The 20,950-nt window shown below is 67.4% G+C and carries 22 protein-coding genes; 3 read left to right on the top strand and 19 right to left on the bottom strand.

All coding sequences use genetic code 11. The features are described 5' to 3' along the window. Window positions 1–12: 12 nt before the first annotated feature. The 4 genes from PQI23_RS11920 to PQI23_RS11905 all read right to left on the bottom strand — a co-directional run bounded on the left by PQI23_RS11920 (window position 13) and on the right by PQI23_RS11905 (window position 3,794). Window positions 13–1,824 carry an ABC-F family ATP-binding cassette domain-containing protein gene (locus PQI23_RS11920; protein WP_339974800.1) on the bottom strand — a complete coding sequence of 604 codons (1,812 nt, stop codon included), beginning with the start codon at window positions 1,822–1,824 and terminating at the stop codon, window positions 13–15. Window positions 1,825–1,891: 67 nt separating this feature from the next. Beyond that, on the bottom strand, window positions 1,892–2,059 hold the full coding sequence (locus PQI23_RS11915) for a hypothetical protein (protein WP_339974798.1): 168 nt from the start codon (window positions 2,057–2,059) through the stop codon (window positions 1,892–1,894). 29 nt (window positions 2,060–2,088) lie between these two features. After that, a complete protein-coding gene (locus tag PQI23_RS11910; protein ID WP_339974796.1) occupies window positions 2,089–2,790 on the bottom strand; it encodes a DsbA family oxidoreductase in 702 nt (233 codons plus the stop codon). Window positions 2,791–2,867: 77 nt separating this feature from the next. Continuing rightward, entirely contained in the window at window positions 2,868–3,794 is a 927-nt protein-coding gene (locus tag PQI23_RS11905) for a 4-(cytidine 5'-diphospho)-2-C-methyl-D-erythritol kinase (protein WP_339974794.1), read from the bottom strand. A gap of 190 nt (window positions 3,795–3,984) precedes the next feature. On the opposite strand from PQI23_RS11905, the gene PQI23_RS11900 reads away from it, so the two are divergent. Beyond that, window positions 3,985–5,679, top strand: a complete 1,695-nt coding sequence (locus PQI23_RS11900; protein ID WP_339974792.1) for an MDR family MFS transporter — start codon at window positions 3,985–3,987, stop codon at window positions 5,677–5,679. A 4-nt stretch (window positions 5,680–5,683) separates the two neighbouring features. Next, window positions 5,684–6,145, top strand: a complete 462-nt coding sequence (locus PQI23_RS11895; protein WP_339974790.1) for a MarR family winged helix-turn-helix transcriptional regulator — start codon at window positions 5,684–5,686, stop codon at window positions 6,143–6,145. Here PQI23_RS11895 and rsmA read toward each other — a convergent pair. Genes rsmA through PQI23_RS11875 form a run of 4 tightly spaced genes read right to left on the bottom strand, consistent with a single transcriptional unit; the run spans window position 6,126 to window position 10,070 of the window. Next, window positions 6,126–7,037: a 16S rRNA (adenine(1518)-N(6)/adenine(1519)-N(6))-dimethyltransferase RsmA gene (gene rsmA / locus PQI23_RS11890; RefSeq protein ID WP_339974788.1), complete on the bottom strand. Its 912-nt coding sequence runs from the start codon at window positions 7,035–7,037 to the stop codon at window positions 6,126–6,128. The two genes, PQI23_RS11895 and rsmA, sit on opposite strands and share 20 nt — an antisense overlap. Continuing rightward, window positions 7,034–7,954, bottom strand: coding sequence for a TatD family hydrolase (locus PQI23_RS11885; RefSeq protein WP_339974786.1), 921 nt, complete (start codon window positions 7,952–7,954; stop codon window positions 7,034–7,036). Before PQI23_RS11885 ends, rsmA begins: the two co-directional genes overlap by 4 nt. After that, window positions 7,951–9,546, bottom strand: coding sequence for a methionine--tRNA ligase (gene metG, locus PQI23_RS11880; RefSeq protein WP_339974784.1), 1,596 nt, complete (start codon window positions 9,544–9,546; stop codon window positions 7,951–7,953). Before metG ends, PQI23_RS11885 begins: the two co-directional genes overlap by 4 nt. A 47-nt stretch (window positions 9,547–9,593) precedes the next feature. After that, on the bottom strand, window positions 9,594–10,070 hold the full coding sequence (locus tag PQI23_RS11875; protein ID WP_339974783.1) for an OsmC family protein: 477 nt from the start codon (window positions 10,068–10,070) through the stop codon (window positions 9,594–9,596). Window positions 10,071–10,119: 49 nt separating this feature from the next. Between PQI23_RS11875 and PQI23_RS11870 the strand changes: the two genes are divergently transcribed. Beyond that, window positions 10,120–11,490: an aminotransferase class III-fold pyridoxal phosphate-dependent enzyme gene (locus tag PQI23_RS11870; RefSeq protein WP_339974781.1), complete on the top strand. Its 1,371-nt coding sequence runs from the start codon at window positions 10,120–10,122 to the stop codon at window positions 11,488–11,490. A 32-nt stretch (window positions 11,491–11,522) separates the two neighbouring features. On the opposite strand, the gene PQI23_RS11865 is transcribed toward PQI23_RS11870, so the two are convergent. The 11 genes from PQI23_RS11865 to PQI23_RS11815 all read right to left on the bottom strand — a co-directional run bounded on the left by PQI23_RS11865 (window position 11,523) and on the right by PQI23_RS11815 (window position 20,943). Further along, a complete protein-coding gene (locus PQI23_RS11865) occupies window positions 11,523–12,578 on the bottom strand; it encodes a PP2C family protein-serine/threonine phosphatase (protein ID WP_339974779.1) in 1,056 nt (351 codons plus the stop codon). Window positions 12,579–12,608: 30 nt separating this feature from the next. Beyond that, window positions 12,609–13,409, bottom strand: coding sequence for a YaaA family protein (locus tag PQI23_RS11860; RefSeq protein WP_339974777.1), 801 nt, complete (start codon window positions 13,407–13,409; stop codon window positions 12,609–12,611). Window positions 13,410–13,490: 81 nt separating this feature from the next. After that, window positions 13,491–13,748 (bottom strand): F0F1 ATP synthase subunit epsilon, encoded by a 258-nt coding sequence (locus PQI23_RS11855; RefSeq protein ID WP_339974775.1) that lies wholly within the window; start codon window positions 13,746–13,748, stop codon window positions 13,491–13,493. 3 nt (window positions 13,749–13,751) lie between these two features. Further along, entirely contained in the window at window positions 13,752–15,212 is a 1,461-nt protein-coding gene (gene atpD, locus PQI23_RS11850; RefSeq protein ID WP_339974774.1) for a F0F1 ATP synthase subunit beta, read from the bottom strand. A gap of 22 nt (window positions 15,213–15,234) precedes the next feature. Then, window positions 15,235–16,125 (bottom strand): F0F1 ATP synthase subunit gamma, encoded by an 891-nt coding sequence (locus PQI23_RS11845; protein WP_339974772.1) that lies wholly within the window; start codon window positions 16,123–16,125, stop codon window positions 15,235–15,237. A gap of 78 nt (window positions 16,126–16,203) precedes the next feature. Beyond that, entirely contained in the window at window positions 16,204–17,832 is a 1,629-nt protein-coding gene (gene atpA / locus PQI23_RS11840) for a F0F1 ATP synthase subunit alpha (protein ID WP_339974770.1), read from the bottom strand. A gap of 54 nt (window positions 17,833–17,886) precedes the next feature. Next, entirely contained in the window at window positions 17,887–18,663 is a 777-nt protein-coding gene (locus PQI23_RS11835) for a F0F1 ATP synthase subunit delta (protein WP_339974768.1), read from the bottom strand. Continuing rightward, on the bottom strand, window positions 18,663–19,214 hold the full coding sequence (locus tag PQI23_RS11830) for a F0F1 ATP synthase subunit B (protein WP_339974766.1): 552 nt from the start codon (window positions 19,212–19,214) through the stop codon (window positions 18,663–18,665). Before PQI23_RS11830 ends, PQI23_RS11835 begins: the two co-directional genes overlap by 1 nt. Window positions 19,215–19,253: 39 nt before the next feature. After that, a complete protein-coding gene (atpE, locus tag PQI23_RS11825; RefSeq protein ID WP_010157574.1) occupies window positions 19,254–19,481 on the bottom strand; it encodes an ATP synthase F0 subunit C in 228 nt (75 codons plus the stop codon). Window positions 19,482–19,532: 51 nt separating this feature from the next. Then, window positions 19,533–20,336: a F0F1 ATP synthase subunit A gene (gene atpB / locus PQI23_RS11820; RefSeq protein WP_339974760.1), complete on the bottom strand. Its 804-nt coding sequence runs from the start codon at window positions 20,334–20,336 to the stop codon at window positions 19,533–19,535. A gap of 178 nt (window positions 20,337–20,514) precedes the next feature. Then, a complete protein-coding gene (locus PQI23_RS11815) occupies window positions 20,515–20,943 on the bottom strand; it encodes a 3-oxoacyl-ACP reductase (protein ID WP_339974758.1) in 429 nt (142 codons plus the stop codon). Window positions 20,944–20,950 lie beyond the last annotated feature (7 nt).

Raw genomic sequence — 20,950 nt, 5'->3', positions numbered from 1 at the left:
CGCCGAGCGGCACTACTCCAGTTCGGTCGAGAGCTCCAGCCAGCGCTCCTCGAGCGCCGCGACCTCGTCCTCGAGCGCCGTGATCTTCGTCATCTCAGCGTTCAGCGCCGTGTAGTCGCTCTGATCCATCGACGCGAGGCCCGTGCGCGCCTGGGCGGCGTCGCGCTGCAGCCGCTCCATCTTGCGCTCGACGGCGGAGAGCTCCTTCTCGGCGGCACGCCGTTCGGCGCCGCTGAGGGCCGGAGTGCGCTCGGCGCTCGGGGCGCTCGCGCCGCCGGAGGGCGATTGCGCCGCCGGGGCACCCGCGTCTTCGGCGGCCCGCAGTTCGAGGTACTGGTCGACCCCGCCCGGCAGGTGCCGCAGGCGCCGATCGAGGATGGCGTACTGCTGATCGGTCACGCGCTCGAGGAAGTACCGGTCGTGCGACACCACGATGAGCGTGCCCGGCCAGGAGTCGAGCAGATCCTCCATCGCCGCCAGCATGTCGGTGTCGAGGTCGTTCGTCGGCTCGTCGAGGATCAGCACGTTGGGCTGGTCGAGCAGGATCAGGAGCAGTTGCAGGCGGCGCTTCTGCCCGCCGGAGAGGTCTTTCACGGGCGTCGACAGCTGCGCGCTGGTGAACCCCATGCGCTCGAGCAGCTGGCCCGGCGTCAGTTCCTGAGCCTTCGAGCCGGAGCCGACCGTGAAGCTCGTGCGCAGACCGTCGATCACCGTGCGCACCGGATCCTGCAGGTGCTCCTCGAGCTCGTCGAGTCGCTGCGTGAGGGTCGCCACCTGCACCGTCTTGCCGCGCTTGACGCGCCCCGACGTCGGCTCGATAGTGCCCGAGATGAGCCCCAGCAGCGTCGACTTGCCCGCTCCGTTCACCCCCAGAATGCCCGTGCGCTCGCCCGGCGCGAGCAGCCAGTCCACGCCGTCGAGGATCACCCGGCCGCCGTACTCCACCCCCGCTTCGACGAGGTTGACCACCTCTTTGCCGAGGCGGGCGACGGCCATCGACTGCAGCGAGACGCGATCCCGGATCTCGGGCACGTCGGCGATCAGCTCGTTCGCCGCGTCGATGCGGAACTTCGGCTTCGACGTTCGGGCCGGCGCCCCCCGCCGCAGCCACGCGAGCTCCTTGCGCGCGAGATTCTGCCGCTTCTGCTCGATGGCCGCGGCCTGACGATCGCGCTCGACGCGCTGCAGGATGTATGCGGCGTACCCGCCCTCGAACGGTTCGACTACGCGGTCGTGCACCTCCCAGGTGGTGTTGCAGACCTCGTCGAGAAACCACCGGTCGTGCGTGACGACGAGCAGAGCGCCCTGGCCCTTCGGCCAGCGCCGCTTCAGATGGTTCGCGAGCCAGGCGATGCCCTCGACGTCGAGGTGGTTGGTGGGCTCGTCGAGGAAGACGATGTCGTGCTGCTGCACGAGGAGCCGGGCGAGCGCCACACGGCGGCGCTGGCCTCCCGAGAGCGCTTCGAGCGGGGCTTCCCAGTCCAGATCGGAGATGAGGCCGGCGATCACCTCTCGAGCCTGCGGGTCACTCGCCCACTCGTACTCCTCGCGGTCGCCGACGACGGTGCGCCCGACGGTGCCGCCCGCATCGAAGACGTCCGCCTGATCGAGCACGCCGACGGTCGTGCCGCCGCGCAGGGTCACCTGGCCGCCGTCGGGCTCGCGCCGCCCCGCGAGCATCATCAGCAGGCTCGACTTGCCGTCGCCGTTGCGACCGACGATGCCGATCCTGTCGCCCTCGGACACGCCGAGCGTCACCGAGTCGAACACGGTCTTGGTCGGTACTTCGAGGTGCAGGGCCTCGGCTCCCAGTAGATGCGCCATATCCCCTCAAGCGTAGTCGTGACGGGCAGACGGCGTCGGAGCGATGCGGCGTCGATGCGTCACGCGTTCATGCCGCGCAGCACGAGCCTCCGCAGCAGGCTCCCCCGTCGCCGAGCAGATTCATGATCTCGCGCGTCTCGGCGTCGGCGAACGATGCGGCGCCGTCGAGTTCGGGTCGCGCGTCGAGGGGCGGAACCTCTGCCGCGGCGGGCTCGGTCGGATGCTGATCGGTCATGGGGGTACTCCTTCTGAACGGGGTCGGGTCTAGACGGTGCGGGCCGGAGCATCTCCGCGCTGGAATCCGAGCACCTGCTCGAAGACGTTCGCGAAGGCGTCGGCCGACTGGGCTCCGGAGACGCCGTACTTCTCGTCGAGCAGGAAGAACGGCACGCCGCTGATGCCGAGCTGCCGCGCGCGCACGATGTCGCGCTGCACCGCCTCGCCATAGGCGTCGTCATCGAGCGCGGCACGCACTTCGTCGCCATCGAGCCCGGCCTCGGCTCCGAGCCGGGCGAGGGCATCCGCGTCCGACATATCCGCGCCCTCCGCGAAGTAGGCGCGGAACAGTCGCTCCTGCACCTCGGCCTGCACGCCGCGATCCCGGGCGAGGTGCAGCACGCGGTGCGCGCGCTGCGTGTTCGCGTGCTGCACGTCGTCGAAGCGGAACTCGACGCCCTCGGACGCGCCGAGCTCGGTCATCTGCCCGAGCATCTGCTCGACCTGCTCAGCGGGCATGCCCTTGTGGTGCACGAGGAAGTCGACCTCGCTGCCGGCGAAGTCGAGCGGCGTGTCGGGTGCGAGCTCGAAACTGTGGCTCTCGACCTCGATCGCGACGTCGGGGTGCTGCTCGTGAAATGCTCGCACTCCGGCTTCGAACCGGTGCTTGCCGAGGTAGCACCAGGGGCAGGCGATGTCTGACCAGATATCGACGCGGATCGTCTCGTCCGCGGGCGTCGTTTCACTCACCCACGGTGCAGCGCCGAGCGGCCCGATCCTATTCCCCGTAGAAACGGGATCCTCGGTTCCCGGCATCGCGATCCCGCTCAGATCACGCGTGCGCCCGGCACCGGACCGCTCACCGTCAGCGCCCGGAAGCCGCGCCGACCGAGCACGGCGCGCACCTCCGCCGCCTCCTGCGGTGTGCCCACGAGGAACGCGATCGTCGGCCCGGAGCCCGAGACGATTCCCGCGAGCGCCCCGCGCGACTCCCCCAGCTCGAGAATCTCCGTCAGCTCCGGCGCGAGTTTGAGTGCGGCGACCTGCAGATCGTTGTGCATGGCGTCCGCGAGCGAATCGGCATCCCCGACGCGCACGGCCTGCAGCACGGCGGTCTCCACTTTCACGAGGTCGGGTTGCGGCCCGAGGTCGCTGGCGTGCCGGTCGCGGTGCTCGTCGAGCGTGCGGTAGACGACCGGCGTGCTGAGCCCCGAATCGGAGAGCGCGAGCACCCAGTGGAAGTCGCCCTGGGCGAGCGCCGGGCTGAGCTCGTCCCCGCGCCCCGTGCCGACCGCGGTGCCCCCCTCGAGCGCGAACGGCACGTCGGCGCCCAGTTCCGCGGCGAGCGGCAGGAGGCCCGCCCTGCCGAGCCCCGTGCCCCACAGCTCGTCGCACGCGACGAGCGTGGCGGCGGCGTCCGCCGATCCACCGCCCATGCCGCCCGCGATCGGCACGCGCTTCAGCACGGTGAGCGCGACACCCCCGCGGTATCCGGTGCGACGGGCCAGGAGCCTCGCGGCGGCGATGGCGAGGTTCGAGTCGTCGAGCGGCAGGGCGGATGCGTCGACGGGGCCGACGAACTGAATCGAGAAGCCCTCCGCATGCACGGCGGTCACCTCCTCGAAGAGCGAGACCGCCTGGTAGAGCGAGGCGACGTCATGGTACCCGTCGGATTGCAGCGCTCCGACACGGAAAAATACATTGATCTTCCCGGGCGCGCGCACCGTGACCGGGCCCCCTCGGCTCCTACCCATGGTCCTACGCTAGCGCAAGCCGAGTCGGCGACTTGACGCCCGTGAAACACAGACTCGTTAGTTGACAAGCATCAACCAAGCGGTATGGTTGATCTCTGTCAACAGTTGACTTGCATCAACCGACGCTTCACCCGCATCGAGCGACGCCCCTCGCGTCCGGTGCCGCCCCAGCACACAGAATCAGGAACTCATGTCTCTCCCCGCATCCGCCCATACGGAACCGCCGAAGATGACGCATCGCCAGGTACTCGAGGCGCTCTCGGGCCTGCTCCTCGGCATGTTCGTCTCGATGCTCGCCTCGACCGTCGTGTCGAGTTCGCTTCCCGTCATCATTCACGACCTCGAGGGCGACCAGGCCGCCTACACCTGGGTCGTCACCGCGACCCTGCTCACCACGGCGATCTCGACCCCGATCTGGGGCAAGCTCTCCGACCTCTTCAACCGCAAACTCCTCTTCCAGCTCGCGATCGGCGTATTCGTCCTCGCGACGGCCGCCGCCGGGTTCTCGCAGGATCCTGGCACGATGATCGCCTTCCGCGCCGTGCAGGGCATCGGCGCCGGCGGGCTCGCCGCCCTCAGCCAGGTCATCATGGCCGACATCATCAGCCCGCGCGAACGCGGCCGCTACATGGGCCTCTTCGGAGCGGTCATGGCGCTCTCGACGGTCGGCGGCCCGCTGCTCGGCGGCGTGATCACCGACTCCATCAACTGGCGCTGGAACTTCTTCGTCGCGCTCCCGTTCGCCGTCGCCGCACTGTTCATCGTGCAGAAGACCCTGCATCTGCCGAAGCGCCCGCGCAAGCGCACGAGCATCGACTACTTCGGCATCGTGCTGCTCTCCGCAGCCGTCTCCCTGCTGCTCATCTGGGTGACCAACGCCGGCAAGGACTACGACTGGTGGAGCCTCACCACGCTGCTCATGGTCGGCGGCGCCCTCCTCGCCGCAGTGCTCTTCATCATCGTCGAGCTGCGCTCGAAGGAGCCGCTCATCCCGCTGACGCTCTTCCGCAGCCGCACGTTCACGCTCGCCGTCGTCGCATCGATCGCGACCGGCATCGCGATGTTCGGCTCTTCGGTGTTCCTGAGCCAGTACATGCAGCTCTCGCGCGGCGCCACCCCGACCCAGGCGGGCGTCATGACCATCCCGATGATCGCCGGTCTGCTGCTCGCGTCGATCGGCGTGGGCGGCCTCATCACGAAGTACGGCAAGTGGAAGCCGTACCTCATCGTGGGGGCGATCCTGCTCATCGCCGGATCGACGATGCTCTCGACCATCCACTACGACACGAACTTCGCGCTGGTGTCGCTGTACATGTTCCTGCTCGGCGCCGGCGTGGGCATGACCATGCAGAACCTCGTGCTCGTCGTGCAGAACACCACGGAGCCCTCGCAGATCGGCGTCTCGAGCTCGGGCGTCACCTTCTTCCGCAGCCTCGGCGGCACCATCGGCGTCTCCGTGATGGGAGCGGCACTCGCAACCAAGGTGTCCGATCTGATGGGCTCGGAAACGATCCTCCGCAAGATGGGCACCGCCCTCCAGTCGCTCGGAGAGGAGGGCGCCGCCGTCGCGCAGCAGCTGAAGTCGGGCGCACTCCCCGAGGTATCGTCGATGCCCCATGCGATCCGCATCATCGTCGAAGACGTCTACGCGCAGGGCATCTCGCACTCGTTCCTCATCGCCGTGCCGTTCGCAGTGCTCAGCCTGCTCGCGATCCTCTTCCTCCCGAACACGCCGCTCACCAGCATGACGAACAGCGAGCGAGCCCGTGCGTCCGAGGCGGATCTCGCCACTGTCTCGACGTCGGAGGGCATGTCGGTGCTGACCGCTACCGGGAGCATTCCCGTGATCGACGATGACGAGCCGAATCCGTCGTCGAGGAGGTAGCGCCGTGTCTCGCGGAAGCGACCCTCGCTCACAGGCCTTCGAAGCGCTCGAACGCGAGTTCGAGCTCATCTTCACCCAGTTCCGCCGTTCGGCGATGGCCAACGCATCGCAGGTGAGCGAGGGGATGCTTCCCGGGGCGTACAAAGTGCTGACCACGATCTCGCGGATCGGGAGCGCCACGCTCTCCGAGCTCACCGAGATCCTGCTCACGGATAAGGGGCAGATGAGCCGCACCATCCGCGAGCTCGACGAGCGCGGGCTCATCGACCGGGCTCCCGATCCGAGCGACGGCCGGTCGATGCGCATCTCGCTGAGCGAGTTCGGCGCTCACCGTCTCGCGGTCACGCGCGGAGAGAAGGAGCACGAGCTCCGAGACGCGATGGGGCGGTGGACGGTCAGCGACATCGTCCGGTTCACCGAGCTGCTGCACGCACTCTCGCTCGGGCTCACTCCCCGGGAGACGTGAAACGCGCCGCGATTCGCGCGATCGCGAGGAATTCCTCGACGGCGAGCTGCTCTGCCCGCGCTTCGGGGTTCAACCCGGCCTCCGTGATGACCGCGACCGTTCGTTCGAATCCGCCGAGTACCGGCTGCAGCGCTTGGCGGAGCATCTTCCGACGCTGCGCGAAGGCGGCACCCACGAGATCGAACGTCAGGCGGCGCTCGGCCTCGGTGCCCCGGGGGGTCTCTCGTCGTTCGTAGCGCACGAGCACGGAATCGACCCCGGGCACCGGCCAGAAGATGCGCCGACTGACGGTTCCCGCGATGCTCCAGTGGCCGTACCAGGCGGCTTTCGCGCTCGGCGAGCCGTACTCCTTCGAACCCGGCTGGGCGGCGATGCGATACCCCACCTCCGCCTGCACCATCACGAGACCGGCCCGAAGCTCGGGCAGCAATTCGAGCAGATGCATCAGGATCGGCACCGAGACGTTGTACGGCAGGTTCGCGACGAGCAGCGCCGGCGGGTCGTCCGCCGCGAAGTCGGAGGCGGATACCTCGAGCGCGTCGCTGCGTACGACGTTCAGGCGCGCGCGAGCGGGGTCCTCGAACACATCGGGCTGCATCGCGGCGACCGTCGCGGGGAGTTCAGCGGCGAGCCGATGATCGATCTCGACCGCGGTGACCGCGGCCCCCGCCTCGGTGAGCCCGAGCGTCAGCGATCCGAGCCCGGGGCCGACCTCGACGACGCGTTCTCCGCGACGCACACCGGCGAGACGCACGATCTTGCGCACGGTATTGGGGTCGATCACGAAGTTCTGGCCGAGCTTCTTGGTCGGCGAGACTCCGAGCCGCTCGGCGAGCTCGCGCACCTGCGCCGGCCCGAGGAGGGCGGACGCCTCGCGGTCGTCGTCGCTCACGCCGCGGCCTCTGCCGGCTCGGGCTCCCACGAGCCGTAGACGCGCTCGGTGTTCGCGGCCACCAGCGCGCACACCTCGTCGAGCGGGCGACCCAGGGTCTCGGCGAGACGGCGAACCGTGTACGGCAGGAGGTACGGCGCGTTCGGTCGGCCGCGGAAGGGCTCCGGAGTCAGGAACGGAGCGTCGGTCTCCATCAGCAGCAGCTCCGGCTTGGTGATGGCGAGCGCTTCGCGCAGCACCGGAGCGTTCTTGAAGGTCGACGGCCCCGCCACGGAGACGTACCAGCCGCGCTCGTTGCAGATCTTGGCGAGCCGAACATCGCCCGAGAAGCAGTGGAAGACCGTCCGCTCAGGCGCTCCGACGCGGAGCAGCGTCGCGACCACCTCGTCGTGCGCATCCCGGTCGTGGATCTGCAGCGCGATTCCGTGCGCCTTCGCGATCTCGATGTGCGCCTCGAACGATTCGATCTGCGCTCCACGACCCTCCTCTCCGGTTCTGAAGAAGTCGAGTCCGGTCTCCCCGATGGCGCGCACCCGGGGCTGAGCCGCGAGTCGCGCGATCTCGGAGAGCTGCTCGTGCAGCATCCCCTGCTCCGCCACTCGGGGAGCTTCGTTCGGATGGAGCGCGACCGCCGCGAGCACTCGAGCGTCGCCCGCCGCCAGCTGCGCGCTCCAGCGACTGGTCTCGAGGTCGGTTCCGACCTGCACCACGCCGCGCACGCCGACGGCCTCGGCACGCGCCAACGAGTCGAGCGGATCGAGCTGATCCACACCGTCCTCGAACTCGAGGTGCGTGTGGTTGTCGTAGATCGGCAGCGGAAGCGGTTCGGGTGCCTCCGGTCGGGTCAGGTCGCGGCCTCCGGATTGGGCGCGCTTGCGCAGACCGCCTTCGGGAATGCTCGCCGCAGACTCGGTCACTTGCTCGTCTCGTCCGTGTCGATGCGCGGGAACAGCACGGCGAGTGCCTGCTGCTCGGTTCCCGGAGCGATTTTGCCCCACACGGCCGCATCGCGGATCGGCTGCTCGTCGAGTGCTCCGAGGGTCGCCTCTGCCCCGAGCGCCGCCCACAGCTTGTTCGTCGCGCGAGGCACCACAGGCGCGAGCAGCTCGGCGAGCACGCGCAGCCCCTCCGTCGCGGTGTAGAGCACGGTGCCGAGGCGAGCACGCTGCTCGGCGTCCTTCGCGAGGGCCCAGGGCTCCTGCTCGGTGATGTACCCGTTGAGCGCGTCGACGAGCTCCCAGATCGCGGCGATGGCGTCGTGGATCGCGAAGGCCTCGATGTGCTGGTCGGCACGTTCCGCTGCTGAGGCCGCCAGCTCTCGGATCGCCGCGTCCGCGGCCAGCTCCTCGCCCGCATCCGGAACCCGGGACTCGAAGTACTTCGCGTTCATCGCGAGCACTCGGCTGGCGAGGTTGCCGAAGCCGTTCGCGAGCTCGGCCTGGTACCGGGCCGCCAGGTCCTCCCAGCTGAACGAGCCGTCGTGACCGAACGAGATCGCACGCATGAAGTAGTAGCGGAAGGCATCGGAGCCGAAGGTGTCGGTGATCTCGTTCGGAGCGATACCGGTGAGCTTCGACTTCGACATCTTCTCGCCCCCCACCAGCAGCCAGCCGTGCGCGAAGACGTGGTTCGGCACGTCGAGCCCGGCAGCCATCAGCATCGCCGGCCAGATCACGGCGTGGAAGCGGAGGATGTCCTTGCCGACGAGGTGATTCGCGGGCCAGCGACGTGCGAACTCCTCGTCGTCCTGCCCGTACCCGATCGCGGTGACGTAGTTGAGGAGCGCGTCGAACCACACGTAGGTGACGTGCGAGGAATCCCACGGAATCGGGATGCCCCAGTCGAACGAGGTGCGCGAGATGGAGAGATCTTCGAGCCCCTGCTGCACGAAGGCGATGACCTCGTTCCGCGCACTGGCCGGCTGCACGAAATCGGGGCGCTCCTCGTACAGGGCGAGGAGACGATCCTGAAACGCGCTCATCTTGAAGAAGTAGTTCTTCTCCTGCAGCAGCTCGAGCGGCTTCGAGTGGATCGCGCAGACCTTCTGACCCTCGAACTCGCCCGTGCCGTCGACGATCTCGCTCTTCGGCTTGAACTCCTCGCACCCGACGCAGTACAGCGCCTCGAACTCGCCCGCGTAGACGTGGCCGTCGTCGTGGAGCTTCTGCAGGAACTTCGCAACGCCCTCCTCGTGGCGCGCGTCGGTCGTGCGGATGAAATCGTCGTTGGAGATGTCGATCAGGTCGAGCAGCGGCTTCCACGACGACTCGACGAGCCGATCCGCCCATTCCTTCGGGGCGACGCCGTTCGCGGTCGCCGTGCGCAGGATCTTCTGGCCGTGCTCGTCGGTGCCCGTGAGGAACCAGGTGTCGTCCCCGGCCTGGCGGTGCCATCGCGCCAGCACATCGGCGGCGACTTCGGTGTAGGCGTGCCCGATGTGCGGGGCGTCGTTGACGTAGAAGATGGGCGTCGTCAGGAAGAACGAGGAGGGGGTGGCCATGGCTTCCATTGTATTGAAAACCGCGCACCGAACTGATCGTGCCGCGAGGCGCTCGGTCACTCCCCCGCAGCGACCATGATCTCGGGCTCGTGGCGCACCGGGAAGTTCACGGAGTTCGCGATGAAGCACGCATCCGAGGCGTCGGCGTGCGCCGCTCGCGCCGCATCGACCATCTGAGCTTCGGCGACCGTGACGCGCGGTCGCAGCACGACCTCTTCGAAGGCCCCGCCGACCCCCCGCTGCCGCATCACACCGATCGCATCGTCGGTGTAGGCCGTGACGACCACCCCGGCGCGCACGGCCATGTGCAAGTACGAGAGCATGTGGCACTGCGCCAGCGCGGAGACGAGCAGCTCCTCGGGATTCCACCGATCGCGGTCGCCGTGGAACGTGGGATCGGCGGAGCCCTCAAGCGCCGCCTTCCCCGCGGCCCGGATCAGCAGCTCCCGCCCGTACGCGCGGTACCCGCTCGTCCCGGTGCCCCGATTGCCCGTCCACTCGATGCCGATGCGGTACTCGTGCAGATCCTTCATGGCCCCACTCTAAACGTTGCCGCGCCGCTGCGAGAGTAGGATCGAGACCATGAGTTCAGCGACCAGCACCGCAGCAGTCGGCACCGAATCGTCCGTTCCGCAGGAGCGTCTCGTGCGCACCGAGATCCCCGGCCCCCGCTCGAAGGAGATCCACGAGCGGCGCCGCGCGGTCGTGCCTCCCGGGGTGCACAGCGTGCTGCCGGTCTACATCGAGCGCGCGCACGACTCGATCCTCGTCGACGTCGACGGCAACCAGATCATCGACGTCTGCGGGGGCATCGGCGTCACCACGATCGGCCACACCGACGATCGCGTGGTCGCGGCTGCGACGGCGCAATTGCAGAACGTGACCCACACGCTGTTTACGATGACGCCGTACGAGCCGTACGTGCAGGTGGCGGAGCGCCTCGCCAAGCACGTACCGGGTTCGACGGATGCCGCACCCTACAAGACTCTGCTCATGAACTCCGGCGCCGAAGCCGTCGAGAACGGGGTGAAGATCGCCCGCAAGTTCACCGGCCGACCCGGCGTCGCCGTGCTCGAGCACGCTTACCACGGCCGCACGCTCCTCACGAGCAGCATGAATCACAAGGCCGCACCATACGCGCTCGGGTACGGCCCGCGCGTCGGCGACATCTACAAGGCGCCGAACTCCTACCCGCTGCACGATGGTCTCTCGGGCCCGGAGGCGGCTGCGCGCACGATCGCGTACCTCGAGAAGCAGGCCGGCGCGGCGGACCTCGCCTGCCTCGTCGTCGAACCCATTCAGGGCGAAGGCGGGTTCATCGTGCCCGCCGACGGCTTCCTCCCCGCGCTCGCCGAGTGGTGCCGCGCGAACGGAGTGGTATTCATCGCCGACGAGGTGCAGGCGGGCATGGCCCGCACCGGTACCGTCTTCTCGATCGAGCAGTTCGGCGTCGTTCCCGACATCGTGCTCTCCGCCAAGGGGATCGCGGGAGGCCTGCCGCTCGCCGGCATCACCGGCCGGGCCGACATCATGGACCAGTCGCAGCCCGGTGGCCTCGGAGGCACCTTCGGCGGCAATCCCGTCTCGTGCGCCGCCGCGGTCGCCGTGTTCGAGCAGATCGACGCACTCGGGCTGCTCGACGAGGCACGACGGATCGAAGCCTCGTTCGGGAGCGGCCTGCGTGCGCTGCAGGAGCGCTTCCCCGCGATCGCCGAGGTCCGCGGCCGAGGGGCGATGCTCGCCATCGAGATCACGAAGCCGGGCACTCTCGAACCGGATGCCGACCTCGTCGCCCGCGTGATCGATGCAGCGGCGCAGCGCGGCGTGCTGCTCCTGAGCAGCGGCGTGCACAATCAGGCGATCCGCTTCCTGCCGTCGCTGAAGATGAGCGACGAGATGATCGCCGATGTGATGAGCGTGCTCGACGAGTCGTTCGCCGCGGCCGGAGAGTAGGCTGAGGGGGCTTCGGCGCCGCCGAGGCCCCCTCAGCCGCGCTCGGGGCGCGACGTGCTGGGTGCGTCGGGCAGGATCACGGGCTCGATGCCGCCGAAGTCGGTTTCGCCGAACGATTGCTCGCCGTCGCTTCCCGCCAAATCCTGATCGACCGACGGGTTGAGGCCCTCCCGCGACTCCGCGGAGCGCGGCGGTGCCGTCGTTACGACGGACGGCGTTCGACTCCGATCGGCCTCCGAGCACGAGCTCCCCGGAACCTCGCCGAGATCGATGCCGGATCCCTCGAGACTGCCGGTGTCGACGACGTCTCCGACCGCGTGCACGTCGATCACCACGACGGTGACATTGTCACGACCGGCATTCTCGAGCGCGTGATGCACGAGGGAGCGCGCGGCGGACTCGGCAGTGGCCTCCGTTGCCAGGAAGTGCTGGATTCCCACATCGGTGAGCTCCTTGGTGAGGCCATCGGAGCAGATCAGGATGCGCTGGCCCGGGATGAGCGCGAGCGACGTGTAATCCGGAATGGGCGCCTCGTTGAATCCGACCGCTCGCGTGATCACGTTCGCGTGCGGATGCACTTCCGCTTCTTCCTCGGTGATCGCACCCGTGTCGATGAGGTGCTGCACGACCGAGTGATCGACGGTGATCTGACTCAGTGCGCCCTTGAAGTACTGATAGACGCGGGAGTCTCCGATGTTGAAGACCTTCCACGTCGGCTCCGCATCCGTGCCGAGCACGACTCCGGTGACCGTCGTCCCGGCGCCGAGCTCCGTATCCCCGGCATCGAGCTCGATATCGTCGACGGCGTCGCTCAACGTGCCGTCGATGTCCTGCTCGCTGACGAGATCCTTGCCGCCGAGTTCGGCGAGGCGCCGCACCACCGCAGCGGACGCGATCTCCCCGGCCGAGTGGCCGCCCATGCCGTCCGCGATCGCGAACACGGGCGGGATCGTCACGTAACTGTCCTGGTTGCTGTCACGGCGTCGTCCTACGTCCGTCACCGCGAACCACGAGAGCTCGAGCTCCAGCTCGCCCCCGGCACGGTAGTTCAGGCGTCGCCGAACTCCGTTCTCTCCGCGAGCCGTCACAGCTTCCCTCTCATCGACACCCGAGCCATATTACCCTGCATCCGTCTCGCGCGATGTCGCCCGTCCCGGAGCCCCGAGGTCGGTGACGAGCGTGAGCAGGCGATCGTCCGGGTCGGCATGCAGCTCGAGCCCAGCACCCTCACCCCACTGCAGCAGCGCGTCGACATCATCGATCGCGGCCTGCGATTGCGCCAGGCGACGTACCAGGTCTCCCTTCGCCGCCTTGTTGAAGTGGTTGAGCGCACGCACCTCGCCGTCGTCACTGCGCTGCGCGACGTGCACGAACCAGCCGGCTCCGGCGGGGAGCGGGGCCAGAGCGCCGTAATCCTGTGAGCGGAGATCGAGCACGATTCCCGGAGCGTCCGACCAGGCGACGTCGGAGTGGGCGCCCGCCCAGAGGCGCTTCAACGGCACTCCGAGCGCGGGCAGGCGGGAGCTCGCCGAGAGGCGATAGGCCGGGATCTCGTCGCCTGCGCCGATGATCCCGAAGAGCGCCGATTGCACGGCGACGTGGTCATCGAGCCAGGCGCGAGAACGCTCATCGAGCGTGGCGACGTCGAGCGCGTCGTACAGCACGCCCGTGTATCGCTCGATCGCCGGGAGCACGCCGCTGTCGCCGAGACGCAGATTGTGCCCGAGCTCACCCCGATTCTTGACGCCGAGCTTGAGCGCCTTCGCAGCGGACTCCTCGTCCGCGCTGAGCGCCTCCAGCGCACTGCGCACGCGGCTTCTGCTCTCGTCGAGTTCGTCTGCGAAACGCAGACGCGAGGGATCGAAGACGCCGGTGCCGCCCGAGCGCTTGGTCTCCGAGGGTGGGAGCAGGAGGAGCATGCGTGCCTTTCGTGCTGGGCAGACGAAAGGCCGATCGCCGCTCCCGAAGGAGCGCGACCGGCCTGTCGTCGGTGCTGCGGATTACGCTACGGTTGCGCGACCCGCGACGATGGTAATGGTGTCGTGGTCGACGGACAGGAACCCGTCCTCCGCCTCGACGGCGACCTTCTCGCCGCCCGCCGTCGTGACGCGGACCTCGCCCTTCGCAAGAAGCGCGAGCAGGGGCTCGTGACCGCTGAGAATGCCGATCTCGCCCTCGACCGTCTTGGCGATGACCTGGGCGGCTTCACCCGACCAGACCTGCCGCTCGGCCGAGACGACGCTCACGTTCAGCGCCATCGCTTAGGCCAGATCCTTCTGCATCTTCGCCCAGTTCTCCTCGACGTCGCTGATGCCGCCGACGTTGAAGAACGCCTGCTCTGCGACGTGGTCGAACTCGCCCTTGGTGATCGCGTCGAACGACTCGATCGTCTCCTTGAGCGGAACCGTCGATCCCTCGACACCCGTGAACTTCTTCGCCATGTAGGTATTCTGCGAGAGGAACTGCTGGATGCGACGTGCGCGCGACACGGTGATCTTGTCCTCTTCGGAGAGCTCGTCGACACCGAGGATCGCGATGATCTCCTGGAGCTCCTTGTTCTTCTGCAGAATCGCCTTGACCGTGGTCGCCACGCGGTAGTGGTCCTCGCCCAAGTAGCGCGGATCGAGGATGCGCGAGGTCGACGTCAGCGGATCGATCGCGGGGTACAGACCCTTCGAAGCGATCTCGCGCGACAGCTCGGTCGTCGCGTCGAGGTGCGCGAACGTCGTGGCCGGTGCGGGGTCGGTGTAGTCGTCCGCGGGGACGTAGATCGCCTGGAGCGAGGTGATCGAGTGGCCGCGCGTCGAGGTGATGCGCTCCTGGAGCACGCCCATCTCATCGGCGAGGTTCGGCTGGTAGCCCACGGCGGAGGGCATGCGGCCGAGCAGCGTCGACACCTCGGACCCCGCCTGCGTGAAGCGGAAGATGTTGTCGATGAAGAGCAGCACGTCCTGCTTCTGCACATCGCGGAAGTACTCCGCCATGGTCAGTGCCGAGAGCGCGACGCGGAGACGGGTTCCCGGCGGCTCGTCCATCTGGCCGAAGACGAGTGCGGTCTTGTCGAAGACGCCCGCCTCCTCCATCTCGTGGATGAGGTCGTTGCCCTCACGGGTGCGCTCACCGACGCCCGCGAATACGGACACGCCGCCGTGATCCTGCGCGACTCGCTGGATCATCTCCTGGATCAGCACGGTCTTGCCCACGCCGGCGCCGCCGAACAGACCGATCTTGCCGCCCTGAACGTACGGCGTCAGGAGGTCGATCGACTTGATGCCGGTTTCGAAGAGCTCGGTCTTCGACTCGAGCTGATCGAACGACGGGGGCGTGCGGTGGATTCCCCAGCGCTCGGCGACCTCGATGGTCTCGCCCTCGGGGAGGTTGAGCACGTTGCCCGCGACGTCGAAGACCTTGCCCTTGGTGATGTCGCCGACGGGAACGCTGATCGGCCCGTTGGTGTCGAACACTTCCTGGCCGCGGACGAGACCGTCGGTCGGCTTCAGGGCGATGGCGCGGACGAGGTTGTCGCCGAGGTGCTGCGCAACCTCGAGGACGAGCTTCGAAGACTCGGTGCCATCGCCGAAGTCGACGCTCGTCTCGAGCGCGTTGTAGACGTCGGGAATCGCATCGTGGGGGAACTCGATGTCGACGACGGGGCCGGTGACTCGAGCGATCCGCCCGACAACCTTGGTGGCCTCAGTCGCCACTGCGGCGGTTTCGGTCATGATTCTCTCTCTTCGTGCTGAATTAACCGGACAGCGCGTCAGCGCCGCCCACGATCTCGGAAATCTGCTGGGTGATCTCCGCCTGGCGCGCGTTGTTCGCGAGGCGGGTGTAATCCCGGATCAGCGAATCGGCGTTGTCGCTTGCGGACTTCATCGCCTTCTGCGTCGCGGCGTGCTTCGCCGCTGCCGACTCGAGCATCGCGTTGTACACGCGGGACTCGATGTACGCCGGAAGCAGTCGGTCGAGCACGGTATCGGCGTCCGGCTCGAACTCGTACAGCGACTCCGGCGCGTCGGTCGCCTCGGCGACGCCCTCGACGATCTGCAGAGGAAGCAGACGATGCACCTGCGGCAGCTGGCTGACCATGCTGATCAGCCGGTTGTAGACGAGGTGGATCTCCTGCGCGCCGCCCTCAGCAGCGGGACGCCCGAAGATCTCGAGCAGAGCCTCTGCGACTTCGCTGCCGGTCTCGAACGTCGGGTTCTCGGTGTCGCCCGTCCAGACGCGCTCGGAGGCGCGGCGTCGGAACGAGAAGTACCCCTGCGCCTTGCGGCCGATGAGGTAGTACACCACGTCCTTGCCCTCGCTGCGGAGCAGCTCGGTGAGCTCCTCGGCTTCGCGGAGCACCTGCGAGTTGAAGGCGCCGGCGAGGCCGCGGTCCGACGTGAAGATGACGACGGCAGCGCGCTCCACCTTCTCGGCCTCGGTGAGCAGCGGGTGATCGGAATTCGAGTGCGTGGCGACGGCCGAAACCGCGCGGGTGATCGCGGTCGTGTACGGCGTCGAGGCTTCGACGCGCGCCTTCGCCTTCTGGATGCGAGATGCCGCGATCAGCTCCATCGCACGGGTGATCTTCTTGGTCGTCTGGGCAGAACGAATCTTCTGCCGGTAGACCCGAAGTTGCGCTCCCATGTCTCTCCTGTAGTGGTTGGGGCTGGCTCGTGATCAAGGTTCGGGGTGAGCGGGGGCGGCGCCCCCGCTCACTGATCCCTACTTCTTGTTGACGACCAGCTGCTCCTGCTGAATCTCGGCTTCGTCGATCGCGTCGAACTGCTCGCTCAGCGACTGGCCGCTGGACGTGCGGAACTCGCCGGTGAACTTGCCGATCTGGCTCTCGAGCTCGGAGATGATCGCGTCATCGAGGACGTTGGTCTCGCGGAGCGTGCTCAGCACCGCCGAGTTGCGCCCGAGGTAGTCGAGGAACTCGCGCTCGAAGCGGAGGATGTCCTCGACGGGCACGTCGTCCATGAAGCCCTTGGTGCCGGCCCAGATCGATACCGTCTGCTCCTCCACCGGGTACGGCGTGTACTGCGGCTGCTTGAGCAACTCGGTGAGGCGCGCACCGCGAGCGAGCTGCTTGCGGCTGGTGGCATCGAGATCCGAGGCGAACATCGCGAAGGCTTCGAGCGCGCGGTACTGGGCGAGCTCCAGCTTCAACGTGCCCGAGACCTTCTTGATCGACTTCACCTGCGCATCGCCGCCGACGCGGGACACCGAGATGCCCACGTCGACCGCAGGGCGCTGGTTGGAGTTGAAGAGGTCCGACTGCAGGAAGATCTGGCCGTCGGTGATGGAGATCACGTTGGTCGGGATGTACGCCGACACGTCGTTCGCCTTGGTCTCGATGATCGGGAGACCGGTCATCGAACCCGCACCGAGCTCATCCGAGAGCTTCGCGCACCGCTCGAGCAGACGGGAGTGCAGGTAGAAGACATCGCCCGGGTACGCCTCGCGCCCCGGCGGGCGGCGCAGCAGCAGCGACACGGCGCGGTACGCCTCGGCCTGCTTCGACAGATCGTCGAAGATCACGAGCACGTGCTTGCCCGCGTACATCCAGTGCTGGCCGATGGCCGAGCCGGTGTAGGGGGCGAGGTACTTGTAGCCCGCGGGATCCGATGCCGGCGAGGCGACGATGGTCGTGTACTCCATCGCACCCGCGTCCTCGAGCGCGCCCTTCACGGAAGCGATGGTCGAGCCCTTCTGACCGATGGCCACGTAGATGCAGCGCACCTGCTTCGTGACGTCGCCCGACTCCCAGTTCGCCTTCTGGTTGATGATCGTATCGATCGCGATCGCGGTCTTGCCCGTCTGGCGGTCGCCGATGATGAGCTGGCGCTGGCCGCGGCCGACGGGGATCATGGCGTCGATCGCCTTGATACCGGTCTGCAGGGGCTCGTGCACCGACTTGCGCTGCATCACGCCGGGAGCCTGGAGCTCGAGGGCGCGGCGGCCTTCGACCGCCGTGATCTCGCCGAGGCCGTCGATCGGCTTGCCGAGGGGGTCGACCACGCGGCCGAGGTAGCCCTCGCCGACGGGGACCGAGAGGACCTCGCCGGTGCGGGTGACCTGCTGGCCCTCTTCGATACCGGTGAACTCGCCGAGCACGACGACACCGATCTCGTTCTCCTCGAGGTTCTGCGCGAGGCCCAGGGTGCCGTCTTCGAAGCGAATCAGTTCGTTCGCCATGACGCCCGGGAGCCCCTCGACGTGCGCGATGCCGTCAGCGGCGTCGACCACCGTGCCGACCTCGGTCTTGCCAGCCTCGGTGGGTTCGTACGACGCTGCGAAGTCCTTCAGCGCGTTACGGATCTCGTCCGGGCTGATTGAGAGTTCTGCCATTTCGTTTCCTCTGTCTGTTCCGGAAGCGCCGCCCCCGGGGGTGAAAAGTTGTCGCTATGCAGCGAGCTGCTGTCGGAGATCGTCGAGCCGCGCGCGAACGCTGCCGTCGATGACGTCATCGGCGATCTGCACCCGGATCCCGCCGACGAGGGCCGGATCGACGACGGTCGTGATGCGCACGGGGCGCCCCGCCGACCGCTCGAGTGCGCGTGCCAGACGCTGCTGCTGCTCCGCCGTGAGCGGTGCCGCAACGGTGACCGTTGCGAGTTCGCTTCCGGCCTCATCCGCCGCGAGGCATGCCGCCAGACGCAGCGTGGCGTCGAGACGCCGGCCGCGCGGGCTTGCGACGAGATGCGAGAGGACTGTCAGGGCCGAAGCCGAGGTCTTCCCCTGGAAGAGGCGCTGCACGAGGGCGAGCTTGCCGGCAGGGTCTGCCAGCTTGCTGCCGAGACTGAGTTGCAGTTCATGGTTGCGGTCGATCACATCGACCACGGCGAGGAGCTCGTCGGAGAGCGCCGGGTTCGCGGCGCCTTCCGCGCGAATGCCGAGCTCTTCGACTCCCGAGACGAACTCGGCGACATTCGACCACCGCGCCTGCACGGCCGCGGTGAGTACGGAGCGCGCGCCAGCGGAGAGACCGCTGAAGAGTCGCTCGACCAGCTGCGACTTCGCCTCGGCCGGGGCCGATGCGTCGCCGAGCGCCGCTGCGAGCGCGGGGCTCTCAGCAACCCGGCTCGCCGCCTGCAGCAGCTCACCGCCGACGTTCGTGTCGAGACCCGACCCCAGCGCGGTGCGCGCCTGGGCCAGTGCTTCGCGTGACGCGCTTCCCATTACTGAGCCGCCTTCTCGGATGCTTCGAGGTCGGCCAGGAAGCGGTCGACGAGCGCCGAGGCCTTCTGGTCGTCGGTGAGCGATTCGCCGACGACGCTCGAGGCGAGGTCGACGGCGAGGGAACCCACGTCCTTGCGGAGCGACACGACGGCGCTCTGACGCTCGGCCTCGATCTGCGCCTGCGCGGCCTGGGTGATGCGCGCCTGCTCGGTCACCGCATCCTCCTTGGCCTTCGCGACGATCTTGTTCGCGTCCAGACGAGCCGACTCGCGGATCTCACCGGCTTCCTGACGGGCGCTGGCGAGCTGAGCGGTGTACTCCTGAAGTGCGGCCTCGGCCTTCGCCTGAGCCTCGTCGGCCTTGGCGATGTTGCCCTCGATCGCCTCTGCACGCGCATCGAGCATCGTCTGCATCTTGGGAAGGAAGACCTTCCAGAACGCGACGAGGATGATGGCGAAGACGACCGCAGACCACACGATGTCGTACGTTGCGGGGAGAAGCGGATTGAGGTTCGCGCCCTCCTCCGCTGCAACGAAGACTGCGTTATTCATCGAGCCTCCCTTTCGAGACTAGGGAAAGGTGAAAGCGGCTTACGCAGCGAAGATGAACGGCGTCGCGATTGCGATGAACGCGAGCGCCTCGGTGAATGCGATACCGATCCACATGAGGACCTGGAGGCGGCCGGCGAGCTCGGGCTGGCGGGCGACACCCTCGATGGTCTTGCCGACGACGATACCCACGCCGATGGCGGGTCCGATGGCGGCGAGGCCGTAACCGACGGTTGCGATGTTGCCCGAGATTTCAGCGAGAACAGACACGGTATGTGTTTCCTTCCGTATGTGAGCGCGGCGGTTGCCGAACCCGATTGGTTAGTGCTCTTCAGCCAGCGCGAGCTGGATGTAGACGGCGGTGAGAAGTGCGAAGACGTAGGCCTGCAGAATGGCGACGAGGATCTCGAAGAGCGTGAACGCCGCACCGAACGCGAACGTGCCGACGCCGAACAGCTTGAAGAAGCCCTCGCCCGAGAACAGGAAGAACTGCGTCGCTGCGAAGAGGAGCACGAGCAGGAGGTGCCCCACCAGCATGTTCATCAGCAGACGGAGGGTGAGCGTCACGGGGCGGATCACGAACGTCGACACGAACTCGATCGGCGTCACGATGATGTAGATCGCCTTCGGCACACCCGACGGGAAGAGCGCGTTCTTGAAGAAGTTGCCCGGGCTCTTCTTGATTCCGGCGTAGATGAAGGTGACGTACGAGACGACCGCGAGCGTCAGCGGGAAGCCGATCACCGAGCTCGCCGCGATGTTGAGGCCCGGAATGATACCCGTGATGTTGAAGGCCAGCACCGTGAAGAAGATCGCGGTGAGGATGGGGAGGAAGCGGCGTCCGTCCTTCTTCCCGAGCAGATCCTCCGCGATGTTGACGCGCACGAAGTCGAGCGCCATCTCGGCCAGGGACTGCCCGCGCGTCGGGATGACCCGCATCCGGCGCGTGCCGAGCCAGAAGAGGAGCAGCAGCACGACCATCATGAGAACACGGATCAGCATGATCCGGTTCATCGCGAACGGCGTACCTTCGAAGAGCACGATGTCGGGGAAGAACTCGGCCATCGTCGGCGCGTGGAATTCACCCTCTTCGGCCGCGAAAAGAACGGGGGCCACGAGGTGCATAGCGTTAGCGAACAGCGCCATTCTCCTGACTTCGGTGCGGCATCAGCCTGCACGGTGTCGAACGGTGGTCGTGCCCCCGGGGCGGCGGTGGCACAGCGCAACCAGCCCAGCAGGGAACATATTTGAGTGTATCAACCTTTCCGCCCCAGAAGAAACTCGGAGCGGCGTGATCACAGGTTCAGGAACGCGGTGAATCCGAGAGGATCGGAATGCGGGAACGGGAGATCACGATCACGTCGAGCACGAGGGAGGCGAACACGCTCGCGATGACTCCGAAGAACATGACCCGTGTGTCGAGCCAGTCGGCGTCTCGGAGCAGTACGACGGCGACGATGAAGACGATGAACTTGAGGACCCAGCTTCCGAGCACGATGCCGAAGAACGCCGTGATGTAGAAGTCGCGCTCGATGAAGCGATTCGCGAACGCGATGCTTCCGACGGTCATCATGAGGAAGAGCCCGCCCAGAGCCGTGCCCAGCATGCCGCCCCACAGGCCCGGCTGACCCGAGACGAGGTATCCGATCACCGCGAAGATCGCGATCAGGGCCGCGGTGACGATGAGGCCCCACTTCAGCGCGCGCAGAAGCACGGGCTGGGATGCGGGCATCGGTCGA

The organism is Leucobacter sp. USCH14 (assembly GCF_037619215.1).
Lineage (GTDB): Bacteria > Actinomycetota > Actinomycetes > Actinomycetales > Microbacteriaceae > Leucobacter.
The sequence above is the reverse complement of the archived record's forward strand: the minus strand, read 5'-3'. Positions and strand labels throughout refer to the sequence as shown.